Origin of the sequence: Zobellia sp. 1_MG-2023, from assembly GCF_030549125.1 — a bacterium.
GTDB lineage: Bacteria > Bacteroidota > Bacteroidia > Flavobacteriales > Flavobacteriaceae > Zobellia > Zobellia russellii.
The window spans coordinates 527,877-552,409 of record NZ_JAUOSY010000003.1 but is presented as its reverse complement, the minus strand read 5'-3'; the positions used below and the strand labels follow the sequence as shown (position 1 = coordinate 552,409).

The following is a 24,533-nucleotide window of genomic DNA, read 5'->3' as shown; positions in this document are numbered from 1 at the left end:
ATGAAAAAACAGGTCTTACATCTCCTAATTTTGGGCGTACTTCTGGTCTCTTGCAAGGACCAAGGGCAATATGCTTCCATCCCGCAGAAAAAAGTGCCGGATAGGGTAGACTATAATTTTGATGTGCGTCCCATCTTGTCGGACAAGTGTTTTAATTGCCACGGTCCTGATGCCAATAAAAGGTCTGCAGACCTGCGGCTAGATACTCCTGAAGGGGCGTATAAGGCATTAAAGGATTCGGAAAACGAGTTTGCTATTGTGCCTAGGAATATTGAAAAATCCATGGTGTATCAACGGATTACGACCAAAGATAGTTCCAACCTTATGCCACCGTTGGAATCCAATTTAAAGCTTTCAGATTACGAAATAAAGGTGTTGAAAAAGTGGATAGAGCAGGGAGCGGTCTATGACCCTCACTGGGCATTCATTCCGGTGAAAAAACCAAAAATTCCAAATACGGATTCAGATTGGGTGAATAACGAAATTGACCATTTTGTTTTGGATAAACTGAGCGAAGTCGGTCTTGAACCCAACGAAATTGCGGATAAGGAACGTCTGTTAAAAAGGGTTTCTTTGGATATTACAGGTTTGCCGCCCACTCCGGAAATGCGTAAAAAATTCATATCGGATAATGCTCCCGATGCTTATGGGAAAATAGTAGATGAGTTATTGTCCAGTCCTCATTACGGTGAGAAAATGGCGAGTCATTGGTTAGATGTGGCGCGCTATGCAGATTCGCACGGTTTCCAGAACGATCAGTTGCGTACCATGTGGCCATGGCGGGATTGGGTAATTCATGCTTTTAACGAAAATTATAGCTACAAAAAGTTTGTAACCTACCAGTTGGCGGGAGACCTGATGCCCACTAAAAACATAGAGACCATTTTGGCAACGGGTTTCAATAGGAATCATAAAATAAACCAAGAGGCCGGTATTATAGAAGAAGAGTTCAGGATAGAAAATGTAACTGATCGTACCAATACTTTTGGGAAGGCTTTTTTAGGACTCACCTTGGAGTGTGCCAAGTGCCATGATCACAAGTACGATCCCATTTCGCAGAAAGACTACTTCAGCACCTTTGCCTTCTTTGATAAGGTAGTGCATAGACCAAAACCAATGGGCGAAGTATTGGCAGAGCCTCCATTAATTACACTTACGGATGAAGTTGTAGAAAAGGAACTCCCGTTCGTGAACAAAAAGGAACCGGAAGATGTAGAGGTTATGGTTATAGAGGAGAAACCGGATATTAGAACCACCCATTTGCTAAATAGGGGTGTGTATGATGATAAAGGTGAAATTGTCCAGCCCAGCACACCGGAGTCGGTTTTAAAATTTGATACCTTGGTTTATGATCGTAACAGGCTTGGTCTTACCAAATGGCTTTTTGATGAAAAGAATCCATTAACGAGCCGTGTTTTTGTGAATAGGGTATGGCAAGAAATTTTTGGCGAAGGTATCGTTAGGTCTTCTGGAGATTTTGGTATGCAGGGAGACCTGCCCACGCACATAGGGCTATTAAATTGGCTTTCCGCAGATTTTATGGAGAACGATTGGGATATGAAACGTTTGGTGAAGCAAATAGTCATGTCATCTACCTACAGACAGTCTTCGGTGGTTGATGATAAAAAGCTGGCCATAGACCCGGACAACAGATACCTTTCGCACATGACGCGCTTACGGTTTAGTGCAGAAACGATTAGGGACCATGCATTGGCAACCAGCGGTTTATTAAATGATGAAATAGGAGGCCGTAGCGTAAAAGTATACCAACCTGATGGTATTTGGGAAGCAGCCAGTTCAGGACGTGGTATTTTGGCCAATTATGTGCAAGATCATGGGAAGGACCTGTATAGAAGGGGAATTTATATTTTTATAAAACGGACAACCCTGCCACCGGTTCAACTGACTTTTGATGCGGCCACACGGGATCAATGCGAGGTAAAGAGGCAGTCAACCATGACTCCGCTCCAGGCACTCATAGCCTTGAACGACCCTACCATTCTTGAAGCGGCAAGAGTACTGTCCGAAAGTTTAATACAGGAAGAAAGTACGGTAGATGAAAAAATAGAGAAAGCCTTTGAGCGCATTCTCTGTAGGAGTATAAAGCCCAAGGAAAAGGAAATGTTGGTAGAGTATTACCAAGATCAGGAAGAGGCATTTGCGAACGATACGCAGAAAGCAAAAGATTTTATTGAAGTTGGGGAGTACCCCATTTTAAAGGGTAGGGATGAGGTGAAAGTTGCCGCACTAATGCAGATTGTTCACACCATCTATAACCTGGAAGAAACCATAGTAAAAGGTTAACGTTCAATCAAAAGATATGGATAAAGAAGTTTTTGAACATTATTTGAATACGAACCGTAGACACTTTTTGGGTAAAATGGCCATGGGAGTAGGGGGCGTAGCCTTAGGTTCCCTTTTAATGCCCGATTTGCTAAAAGGTAAAAAAGCAGCGGAAGAACAGTTGCCCTTGGGATTAAAGCATTTTGCCGCCAAAGCCAAACGGATTATTTTATTGGTACAGAACGGGGCACCTTCCCAATTGGAGACTTTTGATTACAAACCCAAATTGAACGATATGTTCGGCCAAGAGCTACCGCATTCAATTAGAGGAGAGCAAAAGTTAACGGGTATGACAGCGGGGCAAAAATCGTTTCCGTTAGTCGGGTCCAAATTCAGCTTTAAGCAATATGGGGAATCCGGTACTTGGGTAAGTGAGCTTTTTCCGCATATCGCCAAAATCACAGATGATATTTGCATGATCAAGAGCATGCATACGGATGCTATTAACCACGATCCGGCACTAACTTTTATGCAAACTGGGGCTCAGGTTGGGAATAGGCCCAGTATTGGTTCATGGTTCAGTTATGGTCTGGGTAGTGAAAATCAAAATTTACCGGCCTATTGTGTGTTACTTTCAAAGGGCAAGGGTAACGGTCAAGGTGTATATTCAAAATTATGGTCTAATGGGTTTTTGGACAGCTCGCACCAAGGGGTGCAATTGAGTGCCAGTGAAGACCCTATTTTATATTTGAACGACCCCAAGGGAATGGACCGTGAAACCCGGCGTAAGATGCTAGACCACTTGGCGTCTTTAAATCAGCTAGGGTACGATGAGTTTGGCGACCCGGAAATTCCGGCAAAAATAAAGCAGTATGAAATGGCTTTTAGGATGCAAACGGCCGTTCCCGAGATTACGGATGTATCCAATGAGCCCGATCACATCAAAAAAATGTACGGGCCGGATTGTATGGTGCCGGGCACCTATGCGGCCAACTGCTTGCTAGCAAGAAAGCTCTCCGAATCCGGGGTGCGTTTTGTACAATTGTACCACCAAGGGTGGGATCAGCACAATGATCTGGTAGGCGAGATTAAAGGACAGGCCAAAGATGTGGATATGGCTTCCGCAGCCCTGATCACCGATTTAAAACAAAGGGGACTTTTAGATGAAACCTTGGTGATATGGAGCGGAGAATTCGGTAGAACCAACTATTGCCAAGGAAAACTCACAAGAGACAACTACGGGCGTGATCACCACCCACGTTGTTTCAGTATCTTTTTGGCCGGTGGCGGTGTAAAATCGGGTATCTCTTATGGTAAGACAGACGAGTTAGGGTATAACATAGTGGAAAGTCCGGTGCATATTCACGATCTGCATGCTACTATTATGCATTTAATGGGCTTAGACCATGAAAAATTAACGTATAAGCATCTGGGTAGAAGGTTCCGTTTAACGGATGTTCATGGCCATGTGGTAAAAGATATTCTAGCCTAGCTATATGAAAAAAGCGGTTCCCTACGTTTTGAACGTTTTGTTCTTTCTGCATGTACTATTGGCATTTTTAGTACTCTTTGAAGGCTATATGAAGGTTCCCTTTTGGGTACAACCTTTAGGACGGATGCATCCTTTGGTATTGCACTTTCCGGTAGCGTTCATTGTACTTTTGGTAGTACTCAATCTGTTTAAAAAGCAATTGGAACCCGCCGCTTTTAAAAAGATAAACTTTGCGCTGTTATTGCTTACATCCTTTACAACGGTTCTGGCAACCCTTATGGGGCTTTTGTTATCGTTGGAAGGGTATGATTCGGAGTTGCTAACGCTCCATAAATGGGTAGGCGTGGCCTTGTGCTTTGTGATCTATGCGCTTGTTTGGTGTTATTCCTATCCAAAAGTGTTTCAGGTATTATTGTATGTGGGTTTGATAGGTGTTATGGTAGGCGGGCATTTTGGTGCGGGATTGACGCATGGCACTAATTTTTTAATGGAGCCCATTACCGCTTCAAAAGAGGAAATTATAGATGAAAATACACCGGTTTATACGGCATATATTGCTCCTGTTCTAAAGGCGAAATGTACCAGTTGCCATAATCCGCAGAAACATAAGGGCGATTTGGATTTGACCACAATCGAAGCTATAACCAAAGGAGGGGAAAATGGAGACTTGTGGTTGCCCCATAATGCAGAGGAGAGTCTTTTTCTAAAAAGGGTAGCCTTACCTCTTGAAGATGAAGAGCACATGCCGCCCGAAGGAAAGCCACAACTTACCGAAACTGAAATTGAATTAATGCGGACTTGGATCCAACACGGAGCAGACCATCAAGTGAATTATGCGCAACTAAAAGAAGCCGATACCTTAAAGCAACTACTTGCCAGTAAATGGATAAAATTTACGGAAGAAAAAAAGTATGATTTCAGTTTTGTAAGTCCGCAGACAATTAAAGAACTCAATAATCCGTATCGTACGGTAGTTCAAAAGTCTCCTTCATCACCTGGTCTGGACGTTGCAATATTCGGGCGAAGCGCTTTTCAGGATGCCAATTTAACCGAATTGGAAAAGGTAAAGGATCAAGTAGTCTATTTAAATTTGGCTAATCTCCCCATTAATACAGATCATACGGCAACCATAGGAAAGTTTGGGAACTTGGAGCATTTGGTGCTCAATTTTACAGATGTAAATAGTGAATCTATTGCCGCGTTGGCGAGTTGTACCCAACTGGAAACCTTATCCTTGTCCGGAACTGATGTAGACGCCAGTGTTTTGGAGCACTTAAAAGGTCTAAAAAGTCTAAAGGAGGTGTTTGTTTGGAATACGGACTTGGAGGCAGAGGATATTGAGGCATTAAGAAATGGATTGCCCAAAGTGGTTATTAACGAAGGTTACATTCCAAACCCGGAAGAGGAGCTGGAATTAACACCACCAACTTTGGAGAACGAAGGCAATATTATAAGTTCTGGTGATTTGATTTCCCTAGGACATAAAATGAACGGAGTTGCTATACGCTATACTTTAGATGGTTCTCAGCCGGATTCTACTTCAACCATTTTTGAAAAACCCTTTGCGTTAGATTTAATGGACGAAAGAAAACAGACCATAAAAACATTGGCCTATAAAGACGGTTGGTTGGCCAGTAAACCGGTTTCCTATGAGTTTTATGATAGAGGTTTGGTACCTGAGGGCGTAGAAGTTTTACACCCCGGGCTATTAAGTTCGTACACGGGCAATGCCGAGAAAATATTAACGGATGCCGTTCGCATCAATGAAAAAATAGGTTTCTCTAAATACTGGGCCTCTTTTAAGAAGGACCCGTTAGTGGCCGTTGTTGATTTTAGCAGTTCTGCACCGGAAATTGGGGAGGTGGTCCTAAGTTGTGGTATCCATTTTAAGCAAAAGGATTCGCCATTGGACTATGTAGCCGTTTGGACCAGCGATGACAAGGAAGATTGGAAACTGATTAAAAAACAGAGCTTTACCCAAGAAAATAAAATGGAGCGACTTAAGGAAATATCTATGAAGCTCCCGAAGCAATCTTACAAATACTTAAAAATAGTAGCGCAACCGCAAAAAGGACAGATCATACGCGTTAATCAATTGTTCTTTTTTTAAAGGTTAGGCTTTTATCAAGGGTATGGTAGAATCCCGTTCGATCATAGTGGTTTTGATCACTTCGGTTTCAAAAGCTTTGTCCGTTTGGGTCTGTTCTATCCGGCTCACCAACCGTTGGGCTGCGCGTTGCCCCATGTGGTACCCATGTTGACTTATAGAAGTTAGGCTGGGCCTTACATATTTGGGAAGCACCCCGTTGGTAAAACAGATTATGGAAAGCGCCTCGGGAATCTTCATGCCCAAAGAATTAGCGGTCAGCAAAGAGGTAACTCCTGCTTCTTCCTCCAATCCCAAAATAGCATCTACTTTTCCGGCAGAGAGTAATTTTCGAATTTCCACCTCCATAAAAGACTTCTCCAGTTTTTCAAAAATTAAGCTCTGGTCCAGTTCTATATTGTGGTCCTTTAAGCATTGGTGGTACCCGTTAATTCTCAGTTTTGAAATCTCAAGGTCACCTAAAAGCGAAACAACGGCAATACGCTTGCATCCGGATTTTATAAGATGCTCTGTTGCATTGTAGGCAGCTTTGGTATCATTTATGGTTACTTTATCGCATTCTAATTTTGAGGAAACACGATCAAACATCACCAGCGGGATACCTTTGTTCAAAAAAGGTTCAAAATGGTCTACTTTGTCCATCTTTCCGGTTTCCTCGGCCAAGGAGACTAAAAGTCCGGAAATGGCACCTTTGCGTAACATCTCCGTAATGGCAACCTCTTTGTTGTACGATTCATTGGAGATACAGGCAATCATATTATAACCATGATCGTTCAGGACCTTTTCCACACCGCTAATGACCTGGGCAAAGAAGTAATTAAGAACATTGGGAATGATAACACCTACGGATTGCGACGATTCCTTTCTTAGATTAATGGCATTAAGGTTAGGGCGATATTTCTGTTCCTTGGCGTAAGCAACTATTTTAGCCTTAGTTCGGGCACTGATCTCATGGCTATCGTTCAATGCTTTGGATACGGTAGATTTAGAGACTTTAAAATGCTTTGCAATATCGTCTAAACTAAGTTTTCGTTTCATAACTGCATCAAGATACTAAATATCATCAATACCATTTTACTTCTTTATTACCTTCTGGATCGCTAAAATACCATTTTGGCCCTACGCTTTTTACGAAACCCGTTTCGAAAAATGTAAAATATTGTAAATATCTGATTTTAAATAGGTTGTGATTGCGAAATTTTGAATTTATAAACGCTTGTATTTCGTATTTTTAGTACGGAAACGAATTATCTGGAACTCGTTTTAAGTTATAGTTTAAATTTGACAAAAGCGCTTGGTTTTTAGGGGTCTACAAAATACCCTATGAGGATTAAACCGAAAAACAAAGGCACTTACAAACACCAAAAGATGATGTATAGTATAGGTTACGATATAGGAAGTTCGTCAATAAAAGCGGCCTTGGTAGAGGTGGGTACTGGTAAACCCGTAGCTGTAGTGAGCGAACCTAAAACAGAAATGGATATTTTGGCCATTAATAATGGTTGGGCGGAACAGGACCCGGATACCTGGTGGAAACATGTGTGTACCGCAACAAAAACATTGTTGTCCGAGAACAATATAAAACCGGAAGAGGTTACGGGTATTGGTATTTCTTATCAAATGCACGGATTGGTGGTGGTTGATGAAAACCTAAAGCCTTTACGCGAGTCCATTATTTGGTGTGATAGTCGGGCAGTGGGCATAGGTCAAAAGGCATTTGATGAATTGGGCAATGACCGTTGTAGTGAGAATTTATTGAATTCGCCGTCCAACTTTACCGCTTCCAAATTAAAATGGGTAAAAGAAAACGAGCCGGAAACTTTTGAGCGTATCCATAAGTTTATGCTTCCCGGAGATTATATAGCTTGTAGGTTAAGCGGAATGGCAAACACTACCTTATCCGGCTTGTCCGAAGGTATTTTTTGGGATTTTAAAACGAATAGTCTGGCTACGTGGTTATTGGACTATTACGGATTGAACGAATCTCATGTGCCTGAAATAGTTGATACTTTTTCTGTTCAAAGTAAAGTATCGGAACAAGGAGCAAAAGAATCAGGTTTAAAAGAAGGCACGCCTATTTTATACCGTGCAGGAGACCAACCCAACAATGCATTGTCATTGAATGTTTTTAATCCAGGAGAGGTAGCGGCTACAGGTGGTACATCTGGTGTTATTTATGCCATTACGGATAATCTTTCGGTTAAGGAGAGCTCGAGGGTAAACAACTTTGCTCACGTAAATTATAGTGAAGCCAACAGATTTGTGGGTAAACTACTTTGCATCAACGGAGCCGGTATTCAATACAGATGGTTGTTGAACAACTTAAGTGTTGCTTCATACGATGAAATGAACGATTTGGCCAATTCGGTACCACAAGGTTCGGACGGTGTAAAAATATTGCCTTTCGGTAACGGTGCAGAACGCATGTTGAACAATGTGGACTTAGGGACGAATATCTTTGGTATCAACTTAAACAACCACACCAAAGCACATTTGTGCAGAGCTTCATTGGAAGGTATTGCCTTCTCTTTTGTGTATGGTATGGAAATCCTTAGGTCAGACGGTATTACCGCTACTAAAATACGAGCAGGAAACGATAACTTGTTTCGCTCGGAAATTTTCTCGAACACTATAGCGACACTTATTGATCGCGAAATAGAAATATATAATACCACAGGCGCTATTGGCGCAGCTAGGGCCTGTATTTTACGCGATGGCGATTTTTCAAGCTTTGGGGAACAGATTATGGCCAATGATTATGTCATGAGCTATAAACCTTCCGCAGAAAAAGAAGCATTGCAATCCGCATATTCCGCATGGAAAAAAGAATTAGAACAATTATTAAAAAACAAGTAACATGGCATTATTAGGAGACAAAGAGTATTTTAAAGGTATTGGAGACATTAAGTTTGAAGGGAAAGAATCAGACAACCCTCTAGCGTTTAAATATTACAACCCGGATCAAGTTGTTGCGGGCAAGACCATGAAGGAACATTTCAAGTTTGCCATTGCATACTGGCATACGTTCTGTGGACAGGGTTCTGATCCATTTGGCCCAGGTACACAAAGTTTTGAGTGGGATAAATCTTCTGATGCCGTTCAAGCTGCAAAAGACAAGGCAGATGCCGCTTTTGAGTTTATCAGCAAAATGGGTTTCGATTATTTCTGTTTTCATGATTTCGATTTAATTCAAGAAGGTCCAACTTTCGCTGAATCAGAAAAAAGATTAGCTACTATTACTGAGTATATCAAGGAGAAAAAAGCAGCTTCAGGTATTAAATTATTGTGGGGTACGGCTAACTGTTTCTCTAACCCAAGGTACATGAACGGTGCTGCTACCAACCCTGATTTTGATGTGGTTGCTAGAGCAGGTGGTCAGGTAAAATTGGCTTTGGATGCTACTATTGCATTAGATGGAGAGAATTATGTTTTCTGGGGAGGTCGTGAAGGTTATATGTCTCTTTTGAACACCAATATGGGTCGCGAATTAGACCATATGGCACAGTTCTTAACTATAGCTAGAGATTATGCCCGTAAGCAAGGTTTTAAAGGTAATTTCTTTATCGAGCCAAAACCAATGGAGCCAACCAAGCACCAGTATGATTTTGATTCGGCTACGGCAATCGGTTTCTTGAAAGAGTACGGATTGGATAAAGATTTCAAAATTAATATTGAAGTAAACCATGCAACTTTGGCACAGCACACTTTTCAGCATGAAATGGAAGTTGCCGCAAAATCCGGAATGTTAGGAAGCTTGGATGCCAACCGTGGGGATTACCAAAACGGATGGGATACGGATCAGTTCCCGAACAATATTTTGGAGACTACAGAAGCTATGTTGGTTTTCTTGCAAGCAGGAGGCTTACAAGGTGGTGGTGTAAACTTTGATGCTAAAATTAGAAGAAATTCTACAGACCTTGAAGATATTTTCTTAGCTCATATTGGAGGTGCGGATACGTTTGCAAGAGGTTTAATTACGGCCGATAAAATTATCCAGTCTTCTGATTATACCAAGCTTCGTGAAAACCGTTACAGCTCTTTTGATTCAGGGAAAGGAAAAGAGTTTGAAGCAGGTAAATTAAGCCTTGAGAACTTATACGATTTAGCGGTAACTAATGGTGAGTTAGAGCTTAAGAGTGGTAAGCAAGAATTGTTCGAAAACATTGTTAATCAGTACATCTAGGATATATGAAGTTTTTTATAGATACAGCAAATTTAAACGACATTCAAAGCGCCTACGAATTAGGTGTTTTGGATGGCGTAACTACCAACCCTTCTTTGATGGCCAAGGAAGGGATTACTGGAAAGGACAATATTCTAAAGCATTACTTGGCTATTTGTGAGAAGGTTGAAGGTGATGTTTCGGCTGAGGTCATTGCGACAGATTATGACGGTATGATTAAGGAGGGCGAAGAATTGGCCGCTTTACATCCGCAGATTGTGGTAAAATTACCTATGATTGCAGATGGAGTTAAGGCCTGTAAATATTTTTCGGACAAGGGAATAAAGACCAACGTTACTTTAGTTTTTTCCGCGGGACAGGCGTTATTGGCCGCTAAAGCGGGAGCTACCTACGTTTCTCCGTTTTTAGGAAGACTGGACGATATTTCAACAGATGGTTTACGTTTGATCGAAGAAATACGTTTGATCTATGACAACTACGGTTTTGATACACAGATTTTATCCGCATCCGTACGTCATACCATGCATGTTATTAACTGCGCCAAATTAGGGTCTGATGTAATGACAGGTCCATTATCGGCAATTGAAGGCCTTCTAAAGCACCCGTTAACGGATAGTGGTTTAGAGAAGTTTTTGGCAGATTATAACAAAGGAAACGAATAAAAACCTAAAGAAAGTAGACCATGTAGCCATGGTCGCCCCAATGGTTAATTTTTGATTCAATACATGAAATTGCCGGTGGTCTGATCTACCGGCAATTTGGTTTGTGATGTCTTTTGTATCCAGTATTAAATGTAGATGCTTTGGTGACAGCTTTTCCTTTCATGGTGCCAGAGCGTCGGCCAACTGTTCCGTTTGTGTGAATTGATCAATTGGTCTATCTTCAGGCAGGCATGAAAAGGCGTTCGTTTTAGATTTAAATCGGTAATCTATAATTCATCCGTAAGGCGGTACTTATATATGAAGTTTGTAAAGGTAATTTTGGTCTTAATTTTTTGTGCGTTTTTTGCGCAAGATTGCCTGTATGCCCAAAATTCGGAAACGGAATATAATTTTGTAAATATTGAGCAGGACAATACACAAAGAGCGGTCTCAACTATTGTTGAAGATAGTATGGGACTTATCTGGATAGGAACCAATGGCGTTGGGTTAAAAAAGTATAATGGCATTGATTTTATCACCTATAAACAAGATATAAACGAACCCAAGTCAATAAGTAACTCGCTTATACATACCTCGTATATAGACCGTTCGGATAGACTTTGGGTGGGTACGGAAACAGGTCTTGATCTCTACAACACAGACCTTGATAATTTTGATAAAGTAGAACTTGGGAATGATACCGCAAGACAAGGAAGTATCCTTATTAGGGCCATTCAAGAAGGTATTAATGGAGAACTCTTAGTGGGCTCACATTATCATGGTGTATTTAGGGTAGACCCTTTGACTATGAAAAGTGAGTCAATTCCCATTCAATCTACTATAGATATAGCCACACTTCAGGTCAACTATATTTTAAAAAGCACCACGGGTAAAATCTATGTGGCCACAAATTATGGTCTCTTTGAGTATGATGGAGTTAAGGTCATACCCTCACAAATAGTAAATGAAAAGGGAGAGGAAGTCAAAAGTCTATCAAGGAATATCGAGACTTTATTTCAGGATAAAGAAGGGGCCATTTGGTTGGGAACCTTATCGGATGGTTTAGTGAAAATAAAATTCATATCCGGGAACAAATACAGGATAGACTCCTTTGAAATAACTCCGGAGCGGGTTTTTTCAATCGCTCAAGCTGCAGATGGTAATATCATATGCGGTACGGAAAATGACGGCCTTTTTGTCCTAAAGGCAGATGGAACGCTGATCAAGAACTATCGTTATGACAAGTTTGATGTAAACAGTATTAAATCCAATTCCATCTGGTCCGTATTTGTAGATAGCCAAGAGCGTATCTGGATCGGCTACTACAACAAGGGGGTAGGGGTTTATGACAAGTTGTACGATAAGTTCAGAGATATAAAGAGCTTGGCGAACATCAATAACTCTTTGCTGTTGCCATCCGTTACGGGTATTGTGAGCGATAAAAAAGGAAAACTGTGGATAGGTTTGGATGGTGGTGGAATAGATGTATATGACACTAAACACAATAGCATTGTACATTTGAAAGACCCTCAAAACGGGATAGCCACGAACCTGCATGCCGCTGCGGTTTCAGGGATGTTTTTTGACAGTAAGGGCAATCTCTGGGTAGGAACATGGAACTCGGGCATTTACTTTCTGGAAAAGAATGCTACAGCCTTTAAAAATTATAAAATTTCCAATACCAATGGCGGATTAACCAGTAACCGTATCATGACCTTTGATGAGGACAAAAACGGAATAATCTGGATTGGCTCCTATGTAACGGGTTTACATTCCTATAATCCTAAAACCCAAAAATTCTCACCTCATGTAGACCAAATTTTTCAGGACCAGGTACCCCATCACGGAGAGGTACGTAAGGTTCTGGTAGATAGCAATGGTTTTATCTGGTTGGGTACCACAGGCGGACTGTACAAAATTAAAAGTGATTTTTCCGAAGGAGACAAGGCTATTTCTTTGGTGGAGCGCATGCATGCAGATACGAGTCAACAGCTTATAGTAGATAGAATTATATCCTTATATGAGGATAGTAACCGCATTATTTGGATAGGCACGGACGGCGGAGGTCTGTGCAAATATGACCCTTTCAAAGACTCGTTTACTTGGTACGGAGATAGGAACGGTCTAAGCCAACAGACCATAGCTTCTATTTTAGAGGACAATAATGGCGCCATTTGGTTGGGGGGCAACAATGGCATTTCTAGAATGGATGTGGAAAAAGAGAATTTCAAGAATTTTGATGTTCACGACGGACTTCTGGCCAATGATTTCAATTTTAATTCCACTTTTAAGGATGAAGCCGGTATATTATATTTTGGGAGTTATGAGGGCGTAAATTCTATAGACCCGCAGAACCTGAATTTTAATGAGCACGAACCAGAAGTATATTTTACGGATTTTAAACTCTTCAATAAATCCGTGGTTCCGGGAACGGAAGACTCGCCTTTAGAGAAGGTAATTAATCGTACCAAGGCCATGACTCTTTCCCATGACCAGTCCGTTTTTACCATAGAGTACGCCGGAATTAATTTTACAAGGCCCAAAAAAAACCAGTACGCCTATATTCTGGAAGGGTTTGATAATAGATGGAACTATGTAGGTAGTACAAGAAGTGCCACCTATACCAACCTGCCTGCTGGCGATTATGTTTTTAAAGTAAAGGCCGCCAATAATGACGGGGTTTGGAACAATACCCCAACGGCAATGGTCATTACGGTTTTGGCGCCGTGGTGGAGTACCAATCTGGCCATATTTCTATATGTTTTGGCTATTCTTCTCATTACCTATTTCTTAGTGAATCTGGCCAGCCAGCGCATACGTGAAAAGCGCATAGTGCAGTTTGAACGTGAAAAACGACTGCAGGAAGAAGTGTTGAACGATAGAAAAATTCAATTCTTTACCAATATCTCTCACGAGTTTAGAACCCCGCTTACCCTTATATTAAATCCTTTGGAAGACATTCTGCGAGATTCGGAAGAGGTGTTTTCAAAGAAAATGAAAGAGAAGTTGAGCATTATCCATAAGAATACCAATCGGTTAAAACGGTTGATAGATGAGTTGATGGATTTTAGAAAACTGGACATCAACAAGCTGAACGTTAAAGTATCTGAACTGGAAGCCGTGTCTTTTGTAAAGGAGATAACCGGTCATTTTGAGGAAGAAGCTACACTAAAGGATGTGCATTTGGTGGTTGAGTCGGATGAACCGCCCATAACGCTATGGAGCGATCCCTCCATGCTGGAAAAGGTCATTTTTAATATTCTCTCCAATGCCTTTAAGATTACACCGGATAAAGGCACCATTACCGTGGGTATTTATAAACGTGCCGATAAAATTATATTGCCCCTTTTAAACGAGGAAGAGCCCGTTCAGGCCTTGGAAATTTATATTGAGGATACCGGAAGCGGTATTGGTAAGGACGAATTGGAAAAGGTTTTTGAGCGTTTCTATCAGGTTGAAAAAATGAACAGCCAGTATTATGGCGGTACAGGTATTGGTTTAGAAGTGGTAAAGAGTTTTGTAGATTTGTTAAAAGGAAAAATTACCGTAGAAAGCGAAGAAGGTATCGGAACCAAGTTCAAGATTTTCCTGCCGTTGGGGAATGCCCATTTTAAACCTAGCGAACTTTTCTTAAAACCAACACCTAAAGCGGATGGCTTACCACTGGCCAGGGTAGATGAAGATATAGTGGAAAGACTTACCAATAAAGGCTCCGGCATTACTTTGCTCATTGTAGAGGACAATGCGGAACTGCGTAGCTACCTAAAAAACGAACTTAAGGAAGAGTATACCGTTATTGAAGCCGTAAACGGTACAGAGGGACTAAAAGCTGCGGAAAAAAGAACTCCGGATATTATCCTGTCGGATGTGGTTATGCCCGAAATGGATGGTTTTGAGTTTTGTAGACATATTAGGGAAGACCTAAAAACAAGCCATATTCCTATACTTATGTTAACGGCCAAAACCATGACGGAGGATTGGGTAAAAGGAATTGATTCTGGAGCGGATATCTACCTGACCAAACCTTTTGAGATGACCGTTTTAAAAGCTCAACTAAAGCAGATTCTTAGTAGTAGGCAGGTACTTTTTAATAAGTATTTAAACGATTCCAATAATGTAAAAGTACCCGAAAACACTTCCGAACTGGATAAAGGTTTCATTTCCAAAGTGCTGGATTATGTTACCGCCAACCTATCGGATGAAAACCTTAATGTAGAGCAGCTGGCAGAAGAGCTTAACCTAAGTAGAAGTCAATTATACCGGAAGATTAAAGCGCTCACCGGTTACTCCGCAAATGAATTCTTAAGAAAGATAAGGCTTGAAAAAGCCAAGAAAATGATAGAGAACGGAAACGAATCTATCAGCGAGGTCTGCTTTAAAGTAGGCTTTTCCTCTCCTTCTTATTTCACCAAATGCTTTAAGGCCCAGTTTGGGTTTCTTCCTACAGAAGTAAAGTAAGTACATATTAATTTTTATTGTAGTACAAATCTTAAGACTTCGCTAGATTTAGTTAAATTAGGGGAGGAATATAAATTTATAATCATATAGTATATATCTGTATGTTATAACCCATTTCATCAAACATGGAAAAAGACCCTTTGATAGACTTCCCAACGCTTGAAGAATCTATAAAAGCCATTCAAAAACTAGAAAAATATAAGTTTCCAAAATTCAAGGAATCTGACAATCAAAATATAAATGAGTTTAAAAAAAACGTTTTGGCTCCAATTGAAAAAGAATTCAAGGCTTACCCTCATTTATTACAACCGAAAAAATGTAACGAATTCAATTTGAATCTATTTCGGGTCAGAGATTTATCTACTTTCACTAATCCAGATATTTTTTTAGAACACTCTCACCCTCCATCGCATATGACAAAAATGGGTAGATGTAATTTTCCGAAAACACCTGTTTTCTATTGCTCTAATGACCCTGGAACTTCATTGTTTGAAGTTATTAGAGATAATGATTTCGAAAAAAAACAATTCTGCATTTCAAGGTGGAAAGTTAAACCCACTGAAGAAATTTTATTTTTTGAGAATTTCTTAAGAAGTCCATTGCCTAAGGAAAATACTTTTAAAGAAATGAATTCGACTTTAGTTGAAAAACTAGACCAAATATTTGAAAAAAAATTATCATTGGATAAAAGAGAAGGGTTAATTAAATATCTTGAATATTTAGACAATTGCTTCATTAGTGATGATAGCTATTCTTTATCCGCAACAATTGCTCATAATTCTCTTTTTAGAGATCATGATACAAGAACAGATATTTTAATGTACCCAAGTAGGCAAAGTAATTTAAAAAGTGTCAATTTGGCTATTAATCCAAATTTTGTAAATAATAATATGTTCGTCGATAGATTTTATGTTGTTGAAGTAAATAATTTATCTGTAGATAAAAGTACATACAATTTAACCTTTATGCAATATGGAACTGTTGTTAACAGGTTAACTTATTGGAGAAAAATAATAGAGAAGGATGATTTATTTGAAGAATATGTAATCTCAGATTTTGGTCGATCCTTTTATAATCAGATAGACCCGCTTAAAAATATTAGGCAAAACAATAAACTTTAGCCTCGTTCACATACGGAAACGAAAAGTTTCCTTACTACCACACTGCATTTAGTGCAAGCGTTAAGCGTCATATGATAAACAGAAATAAATGGAAACAGAAATAGAAAGATTAATTCCACATAGATTCCCTTTTTTATTTGTAGATAAAATTATTACTGCAAACGAAAAAGAGATTATAGGAATCAAAAGTTTTGACAAATCAAATGAAATGCTAACGGGTAGTTTTCCGGAATATAACTTTATCCCTGGAATGATTTTAATAGAATCCATGGCTCAATGTGGAGGTGCAGGCTTAAAAAAAAGCAGGACTTGCAAATGGTTTTTTTGGACTGGCAAGTATGGAGAAAGTTACTTTTTCAAAAGGAGTGACTTATAACGAAGAAGTTAAATATGTTATTAAAAACATTAGAGTTAGCAACAAATTAATAAAGCAATCTGGAATTGCATACGCGAACGATGAACCTATTGCAGAAGCAACTTGGCTTTGTGCCAGAATTGACAAGTAAGAAATCGTAGTAGAATCAATTTAGTTTAACTAAATTTTCCCATTTAAAAACGGTTGCTCATTTAGTGCTAAATAACAGTTTACAAACCTAAGAATTTGTTTTAATTATGAATAACATAACGAACCCTGCTATGAAAACTAAACAACAGAGTAAATGGTATAATAGCAGCACTACTGTAGATATCTTATTGTTTTTATTGCCACCTTTGGGTTTTTACGGACTTTATAAGACAAAGACAATCAAGTCCAATACATCCAAAATTCTTTATGGAATAATGGCTTTTGTTTCTATGCTAACCTTGTTGATTAGTTTGTGAGAATGGGTATTGGTAATTTCCCCAATACTCAAAATAAGCCGTGAAAACTCACCTTATTTCAATGTTTTTTCACTTCAATTAAACACGATTCTATCATCTGTTTTCTCGGTTTTGTAAGGCATAATTTTACACTCTCATTTTCGGCCTAGGGCCCAAATGCTTTGGTACTATTGTATTTGCAAAACAAAATGCCACAAATGTTCTATACTGCGCTTCATTTGTAGTATGGCCCACCTGCTTATTTTCCGACTTTTATCAAACTATAGTCTTCAAAACAGAAAGGAGCTATTATCAATTTCTTTATTTAACCTTTTTAAATTAATGATATGTTTAAATCCGTTGTATTATTTTTTGCAATTCTGTTGTTTTTGTTCGGTTTTGGAAAAATCAGGGAAAGCAATTTTCAAACCGAAGATGATGCTACCAGTCTCAAGAAAGTATATGAAAAAGACTTTTATATCGGGGCGGCCGTAAACGACCGGATTATTACAGGAAACGATGCAAAAGCGCTTAAAGTCTTGAAAGGGGATTTCAATTCGCTAAGCCCGGAAAACGTTATGAAATGGGAAGCCCTTCATCCATCTCCCGATACCTATAATTTTGAGATGGCGGACAAATATGTGGCGTTGGGCAAAAAGAATAATATGCATATTGTAGGGCATACATTGTTATGGCATAGCCAAATTGGCCAATGGATGAATTCCGTGAAGGATAGCGCCCAAATGGCCAACTATATTAAAGAACACATTACCACGGTTGCAGATAGGTACAAGGGTAAGATAGACAGTTGGGACGTGGTGAACGAAGCGCTTAACGAGGATGGCTCTCTACGGGAATCCGTTTTCTTGGAAGTAATGGGAGAGCGCTATTTGGAGTTCGCTTTTAAAATGGCAGAAAAGGCCGATCCTGCCGCAGAGTTGTATTACAATGACTATAACATGTGGAAGCCTAAAAAGAGGGAAGGCGCCATTAGGCTTATAGAAAACCTTCAAAAGAACGGTGCTAAAATTCACGGGGTTGGTATGCAGGCCCACTGGGGTCTTACGGAACCTTCGTTGGATGAAGTAGAGGCAAGTATAGTAGCCTATGCCAAATTAGGGATTAAAGTAGCCATAACCGAATTGGACGTTACCGTTCTGCCCAACCCTTGGGAGCTGGAGGGCGCGGAAATAAGCCAGAACTTTGAGAACAGCGAGGAAATGAATCCATACCCGGATGCCTTGCCGGATTCTGTAGAAGTACAGTTGGCGGAGCGTTACCGAGATATTTTTAAGCTTTTCTTGAAGCACAGCGATAAAATTGACAGGGTTACGTTCTGGGGCGTGAACGATAGAAGCTCGTGGCTTAACAATTGGCCCATTAAAGACCGTACCAACTATCCGCTACTTTTTGATCGGGAGTACAAAACCAAAAAAGCATACTACGCTGTTACAGGCTTAAAAACCGATGCTACCAACCAACATTAATCTTCATGAATTTAGAATCTCAAAAATTATCCGTTAAGGAAAAAATAGGCTATAGTCTGGGCGATCTCTCGGCAAATTTGGTCTTTCAGACCTTAATGACGTACCTGGCCTATTTCTACACGGACATCTATGGCTTGGAAACCAACCATGCATCGGCCATTATGCTTACCGTGGGTCTTATTGCGGCCTTTGGTTTTAATCCTATTATAGGGGCTTTGGCGGACCGTACCACTTCCAAATGGGGTAAGTTTAGACCTTGGATTTTGTTTACGGCCATTCCGCTAGGAATAGTGGCGCTGTTGGCGTTCAGTACACCTGATTTTGCCTATAAGGGCAAGGTCATTTATGCCGTGGTAACCTATACGCTGCTATTATTACTGTACGCTGCGAACAACCTGCCTTACTCGGCCTTAAGTGGGGTTATTACGGGTGATATGGGCGAGAGAAACAGTTTGTCTGCTTACCGCTTTGTAGCGGTTATGTTCGCACAGTTTTTTGTTCAGGTTTTTATGTTGCCTATAATCGAATCTGCTGGAGGTGGTGATAAAGCCGTTGGTATTGAAATTGTAATGACCTGGTTGGCCATTATAGGAACCGTAATGCTGATTATTACCTTTTTAACCACTAAAGAACGCATTGTTCCTACTTTGGAACAGAAATCTACACTTAAGGAAGATTTGGGTGACTTGTTCGGTAACAGGCCGTGGATTATTATGTTGGTACTTACCACTTTGGTATTCATAACCTTGGCCATGAAAGGTGGCTCTTATGTGTATTATTTTGAAAATTACGTAAACGAAGAAAGCCTTACCCTTTTTATACAGCCCGTTCTTGATGGTTTGTCCGCTATTGGGGTCAACTTCTTTGGGGAAAATCCGGTATCTGCTGGTTTTGGCCTTTTTAATGCCGGGGGAATTATTTTTATGATTGTGGGTATTACGCTCTCAAAACGGTTCGCAGATACCTATGGTAAAAGGGATGTTTTTATGGTAGCCCTATTTTTATCAACACTGTTCATAGTTTTCTTTTACTTTTTTGCACCTACTTCTATTGGGTTGATTTTTATCTCACAAATTTTACACGGCTTCTTTTACGGTATCACCATACCCTTGCTTTGGGCCATGATTGCAGACGTTGCAGATTTCTCCGAATGGAAGAACAACCGTAGGGCCACAGCCATAATTTTCTCTGCCATGATGGTAGGGTTAAAAGGAGGTTTAAGTATAGGGAGCGCATTGGTAACCGCTATATTGGGTATGTACCGTTATGTTTCAAAAGAAGCAGTGGTAGCCGGAGAAGCCATTGTGCAGCCGGAAACTGCAGTGCAAGGTACCCGAATGTTGGTTAGTATCTATCCGGCCATTCCGTTTTTGATAGGTATAGGTTTGTTGTTTTTCTATGAAATCAACAAAACAACGGAAACCCGCATAGAATTGGATTTAAAGAAACGAAGAGAAAAATAATATCTAAAACAAAACACAAGATTTCATGCCAGAAGAATCTATAGAAAATATCGATTTTGATAAGTTGAACGAAACGGCTATTTCTCAGCCATTGGTAAAGCACATATACACCGCAGACCCTTCTGCCCACGTTTTTAACGGAAAAATTTACATTTACCCATCTCATGATATCGAATCCGGGATTCCTTTTGATGATTTGGGAAGCCATTTTGCGATGGAGGATTACCACGTGCTTTCCATGAACGGAATAGCGGGTGAAACGGTAGACCATGGGGTTGCACTTCATGTGGATGACGTGCCCTGGGCGGAGAAGCAAATGTGGGCACCGGATGCGGCCCATAAAGACGGGAAGTATTATTTGTACTTTCCAGCTAGGGATTATAATGGAATTTTTAAAATAGGTGTTGCCGTAGGCGATGCTCCAGAAGGACCTTTTACGCCCCAACCCGAAGCTATTAAGGGAAGTTATTCCATTGATCCAGCAGTATTCGAAGACGAGGATGGAAGCTACTACATGTATTTTGGTGGAATCTGGGGCGGACAGCTCCAAAAGTACCGTAAAAATGCTTATGATAAGACCAATGAAATGCCCGAACCCCAAGAAACGGCCTTATTGCCTATCGTAGCCAAGTTAACGGACGATATGCTGGAGTTTGCCGAGGAGCCAAAAGAAGTACAAATTTTGGATGCCAATGGTAACCTTTTGTTAGAAGGGGATAATAACAGACGTTTCTTTGAAGCATCATGGCTACACAAATACAACGGCAAATACTATTTCTCATATTCCACTGGAGATACCCATTTCATTTGTTACGCTATAGGTGATAATCCATACGGACCTTTTACCTATGCCGGACGCATCTTGAATCCGGTTGTGGGTTGGACGTCTCACCATTCCATTTGTGAGGTAGATGGCAAGTGGTATCTGTTCTACCATGACTCTAGTCTTTCCCGAGGGGTTACACATTTACGGTCTGTAAAAGTTGCGGAGATTACTTATAATCCAGATGGGAGTATCGTAACCTTAGACCCATATAAAGAATTTTAATCGGATTTTATAATGAAGAAAAAGAGGGACTATCATTGTGGTAGTCCCTCTTTCTTTTTAAGTGCTATAAACTGCAAATAATCATTGTTTTTGGCCGCTAGAATGTAGGATTGGGAATTTACTTGAATAGGGGCCATATGCTTCACATCTCCAGTAACAAAAAAGCCGCTTTCAGAAGCTGTTATAGGTGTAAAACCTCCTTCTCCGTTACCTTCTAGGAAGAGTCCGTGGCTGGCATCGTTACGTGGGGTCTCAACCTCCGAGGCATAAAGGTTGCCCGCTACAAGAATATCTAGGTTTCCATCCTTATTATAATCGTCTACCAATATTTCGTTAATGCTAGAGGTTTGCGCTAACACCGGAAGCTTATGAACTATAAATTTCCCGTCCTTATTTTCTAAATAGATACTGGCGAAGGATTTTACTTGATAATGAAGCGCGGATTCCAGAGACTTTTCTGTGTAGACATCTTCTAAGGTTGCTTCGGCAAAACTCTCGTAATCCTGGAACTTCTGTTTTATAGCAGGAATCTGCTGAGACGAACATCCACGGCCACGAACAGGGTACTGTTTACCATCATTATAGTAACTGAGTACAATATCTTGGTTGTTGTCCTTATCAAAATCGCTCACGAAAATATCAAACGTTTCTTCCTCAGTGGCCTTATATTTATAGTTTTCACCATTGTTGCCCAAAACATAATCCATATCGCCATCCTTGTCAAAATCGCCTTGTTGAATGCTCCACCACCAGCCTGTAGTATCTTTAGTGAGCCCCCAAGACTCAGAAACTTCCTCAAAACCGTTCTCGGTATTTTGGAACATGCGTATGGGCATCCATTCGCCCACAATCATAATATCCTGTCTGTTGTCATTATTAAAATCTGTAATTAAGGCGCTGGTGGCCATGCCCAGATTTTGGAATTCTTGTGGTTGTATATCTTCAAAGACTTCAAAACTAACGTTGCCGTTTGTACTCGTGTTTTTAAGAAGGTAACTGGAAGTAGGGCTAGGGTAGTTTTTAGGAATCTGTCTGCCTAAGACCAGAAGGTCCGGTTTGCCATCTCCATTAAAATCGGATTGATAGACTTGGGAACCACTAATTTTTAAATCCGGTAGGGCCGTGGCATCAGATTTTTGGAAATTGCCTCGGCCGTCGTTTAGATATAATCTATCTCGTAATGCATTAGAGTTTTCTGAAAATTCATATCCTCCACTTACCACGTAGAGGTCATTATCTCCATCCCCATCGGCATCAAAAATTAAAGAACCGGAATCCTCACTTATTATATCATTTTGTAAAAAGTTAGAAGATTGCTTTTCAAAGCCATCATACGTCTGTAAAAATATACTACCAAGATTTCCGGAAGAGCCCCCTACGAAGTAGTCATCCAGACCATCATTGTTAAGGTCTCCAACAGCAAGAGTAGGACCAAAAGAGGACATTTTATGTGGGAGCAGAACCTGGTCCTCAAAATCATCATATTTGTTTTCTGTATGTTGATATTCAGGGAACTTTGAGTTGGTAACCGTGGCAAATAATTTAGTTTGAAATCCCTTTTTCTCAATATTCGTAACAGCACTCTCAAAATTTAAGGTCAGTGCTTGGTTGGCTTTTACCGCCTGCAGTTGTTGAACCTTTCCGTTAGGCCAAACCACTTTTAATCCGTCTACTTTAGAAGCGTCGCCCAATCCAAAATGAAGCATAGGAGCTACTGAAGACTGAAATCCTCTGGTCAGCGTTAATTCTTGCATTTGTGTCCGTCCATCAACCGTTACATATACACGGGCACCTAAACCAAATGGATTGGTATTATTGCCTTTGAGCTGTATTTGTACATAATTATTGTTCTCCGAAGCATTGTTCCTGAAAACCGAGGCTTTATCATCTATGTTATTGGTAACGATTTCCAAATCTCCATCATTATCAAGATCAGCATAGACCACGCCGTTGGAGAAACCTTTAAACTCAATGCCCCAATCCTTGTTGGCTCGTTTGAACTCTAAGTTTCCGTTGTTCTTAAAAATGAAGTTGTCTATTTTCTCAGATGGAATTTTTTGACTAAGTTCCAGTAGCGTATCATTCTTTATTTTGATGGATTTCAGTTTGTTGAAATAGTCATTATTATTGATTTCCCGTCGCGTACCGTTGGATACAAAAAGGTCTTTATAGCCGTCATTATCAAAATCGGCAAAAAGAGGACCCCAGCTCCAATCGGTTGAAGAGGTGCCGGTAATTCTAGAAACATTGGAAAAATGAGGAATGCCATCTTCAAAAACTCCAGAATTCATTTGCATACAATTGTGCATGTACTGGTAATGGAATCCGGCATCTACTACGTCCCAAAACAGTTGCGGATTCATGCTGGCCATATTGGCCTTTTTTCGTCGGTTGGATTTGGCGTCCATATCTACCTGGAAAATATCTAGGTTTCCATCGTCGTTAAAATCTGCTATATCGGCTCCCATACCATAAAACGCAGTATGGGATGTAGCTTGTTTTACCACTTCTTTAAACGTACCGTCCTGATTATTAATGTACATGAAATCAGGGGAATTAAAATCATTGGATACGTAAAGATCTGGCCAGGTGTCATTGTTGAGGTCGCCTACGGTGGCACTTAAGGAAAGTCCGTATGCTTTAAGTCCCGAGGCTTCGGTAACATTGGTAAAGGTCTGTCCGTTGTTTTGGTACAAGTGCCCGGATTCATGGTCCTGGACATTTTTCATCTTATATGAATAAACAAAAGTGGGAGAGTCAAATTTAGTAGGAGGGTAGTTGGCTACGAACAGGTCTAGATCACCATCTTTATCATAATCAAAAAAAGTAGCTTGCACACTGTTGCCTATATCTTTAAGACCATATTCTGCCGCTTTTTCGGTGAAAGTACCATCTCCGTTATTCATGTAAAGTTCATTGTCCTTTGGACCGAATTTGCCACCTACGGAACAATAGATATCTAGAAATCCATCTGCATTTACATCGGCCATGGTAACTCCGGTATACCAACGGTTATCACCTGTTACGCCGGCCTTTTCCGTAATATCCTCAAATTGAAGATTACCCTTGTTCAGATATAATTTGTTAGAAACTTGATTTCCGGTAAAGTAAAGGTCAACCAAGCCGTCATTATTAATATCCCCAGCAGATACGCCACCACCCATGTACAGGTACGAATAGGTAAAATAATTTAAGGAATCATTCTCCGTAAGGGTATTATTAAAGTGTAAACCACTAAGCTCCGGGTCTAAACCCGTAAATAATTTTGTTTCCACTTTATTGGATTCTTTGGTGCAATTCACCAAAAAAAGAAGGATAATGGAGTATACCAGTGTTTTACCGTACATATTAAAATCCATTTGGATATGTGTTCAAATTTTTAAGATACAGCTTTTTTAAAATAGAATTGAAGCAAAAAAACAGTGTGTCGACCAAAACACACTGTTTTT

At 40.2% G+C, this 24,533-nt stretch carries 14 protein-coding genes; 12 read left to right on the top strand and 2 right to left on the bottom strand.

The window, feature by feature from the left end; genetic code table 11:
* The 3 genes from Q4597_RS09745 to Q4597_RS09735 are packed head-to-tail and all read left to right on the top strand — an operon-like array spanning position 1 to position 5,885.
* Positions 1-2,304 carry a PSD1 and planctomycete cytochrome C domain-containing protein gene (locus Q4597_RS09745; protein WP_303406045.1) on the top strand — a complete coding sequence of 768 codons (2,304 nt, stop codon included), beginning with the start codon at positions 1-3 and terminating at the stop codon, positions 2,302-2,304.
* Between the two features lie 16 nt (positions 2,305-2,320).
* Positions 2,321-3,775, top strand: coding sequence for a DUF1501 domain-containing protein (locus Q4597_RS09740; RefSeq protein WP_303406044.1), 1,455 nt, complete (start codon positions 2,321-2,323; stop codon positions 3,773-3,775).
* A 4-nt stretch (positions 3,776-3,779) separates the two neighbouring features.
* Positions 3,780-5,885, top strand: a complete 2,106-nt coding sequence (locus Q4597_RS09735; protein ID WP_303406043.1) for a c-type cytochrome domain-containing protein — start codon at positions 3,780-3,782, stop codon at positions 5,883-5,885.
* 3 nt (positions 5,886-5,888) lie between these two features.
* Here Q4597_RS09735 and Q4597_RS09730 read toward each other — a convergent pair whose 3' ends face one another.
* Positions 5,889-6,920, bottom strand: a complete 1,032-nt coding sequence (locus Q4597_RS09730; protein WP_303406042.1) for a LacI family DNA-binding transcriptional regulator — start codon at positions 6,918-6,920, stop codon at positions 5,889-5,891.
* 333 nt (positions 6,921-7,253) lie between these two features.
* Between Q4597_RS09730 and Q4597_RS09725 the strand changes: the two genes are divergently transcribed.
* The 9 genes from Q4597_RS09725 to Q4597_RS09685 all read left to right on the top strand — a co-directional run bounded on the left by Q4597_RS09725 (position 7,254) and on the right by Q4597_RS09685 (position 21,084).
* The gene (locus tag Q4597_RS09725) at positions 7,254-8,738 is read left to right on the top strand and encodes a xylulokinase (protein ID WP_303406060.1); all 1,485 of its coding nucleotides are present in this window, start codon (positions 7,254-7,256) and stop codon (positions 8,736-8,738) included.
* Between the two features lies 1 nt (position 8,739).
* Positions 8,740-10,065 carry a xylose isomerase gene (gene xylA, locus Q4597_RS09720; protein WP_303406041.1) on the top strand — a complete coding sequence of 442 codons (1,326 nt, stop codon included), beginning with the start codon at positions 8,740-8,742 and terminating at the stop codon, positions 10,063-10,065.
* A 5-nt stretch (positions 10,066-10,070) separates the two neighbouring features.
* Positions 10,071-10,727, top strand: a complete 657-nt coding sequence (gene fsa / locus Q4597_RS09715; protein WP_215914726.1) for a fructose-6-phosphate aldolase — start codon at positions 10,071-10,073, stop codon at positions 10,725-10,727.
* 297 nt (positions 10,728-11,024) lie between these two features.
* Positions 11,025-15,164 (top strand): hybrid sensor histidine kinase/response regulator transcription factor, encoded by a 4,140-nt coding sequence (locus Q4597_RS09710; protein ID WP_303406040.1) that lies wholly within the window; start codon positions 11,025-11,027, stop codon positions 15,162-15,164.
* Between the two features lie 125 nt (positions 15,165-15,289).
* Complete coding sequence (locus Q4597_RS09705) at positions 15,290-16,285, top strand: RES domain-containing protein (protein ID WP_303406039.1); 996 nt, start codon at positions 15,290-15,292, stop codon at positions 16,283-16,285.
* A gap of 88 nt (positions 16,286-16,373) precedes the next feature.
* A complete protein-coding gene (locus tag Q4597_RS09700; RefSeq protein ID WP_303406038.1) occupies positions 16,374-16,661 on the top strand; it encodes a 3-hydroxyacyl-ACP dehydratase FabZ family protein in 288 nt (95 codons plus the stop codon).
* A 772-nt stretch (positions 16,662-17,433) separates the two neighbouring features.
* Positions 17,434-18,573, top strand: coding sequence for an endo-1,4-beta-xylanase (locus tag Q4597_RS09695; RefSeq protein ID WP_303406037.1), 1,140 nt, complete (start codon positions 17,434-17,436; stop codon positions 18,571-18,573).
* A 5-nt stretch (positions 18,574-18,578) separates the two neighbouring features.
* Complete coding sequence (locus Q4597_RS09690; protein ID WP_303406036.1) at positions 18,579-20,036, top strand: MFS transporter; 1,458 nt, start codon at positions 18,579-18,581, stop codon at positions 20,034-20,036.
* Between the two features lie 25 nt (positions 20,037-20,061).
* Complete coding sequence (locus Q4597_RS09685; protein ID WP_303406035.1) at positions 20,062-21,084, top strand: glycoside hydrolase family 43 protein; 1,023 nt, start codon at positions 20,062-20,064, stop codon at positions 21,082-21,084.
* Between the two features lie 32 nt (positions 21,085-21,116).
* Here the strand turns inward: Q4597_RS09685 and Q4597_RS09680 are convergent, their stop codons facing one another.
* Positions 21,117-24,443, bottom strand: coding sequence for a VCBS repeat-containing protein (locus Q4597_RS09680; protein WP_303406034.1), 3,327 nt, complete (start codon positions 24,441-24,443; stop codon positions 21,117-21,119).
* Positions 24,444-24,533: the final 90 nt, after the last annotated feature.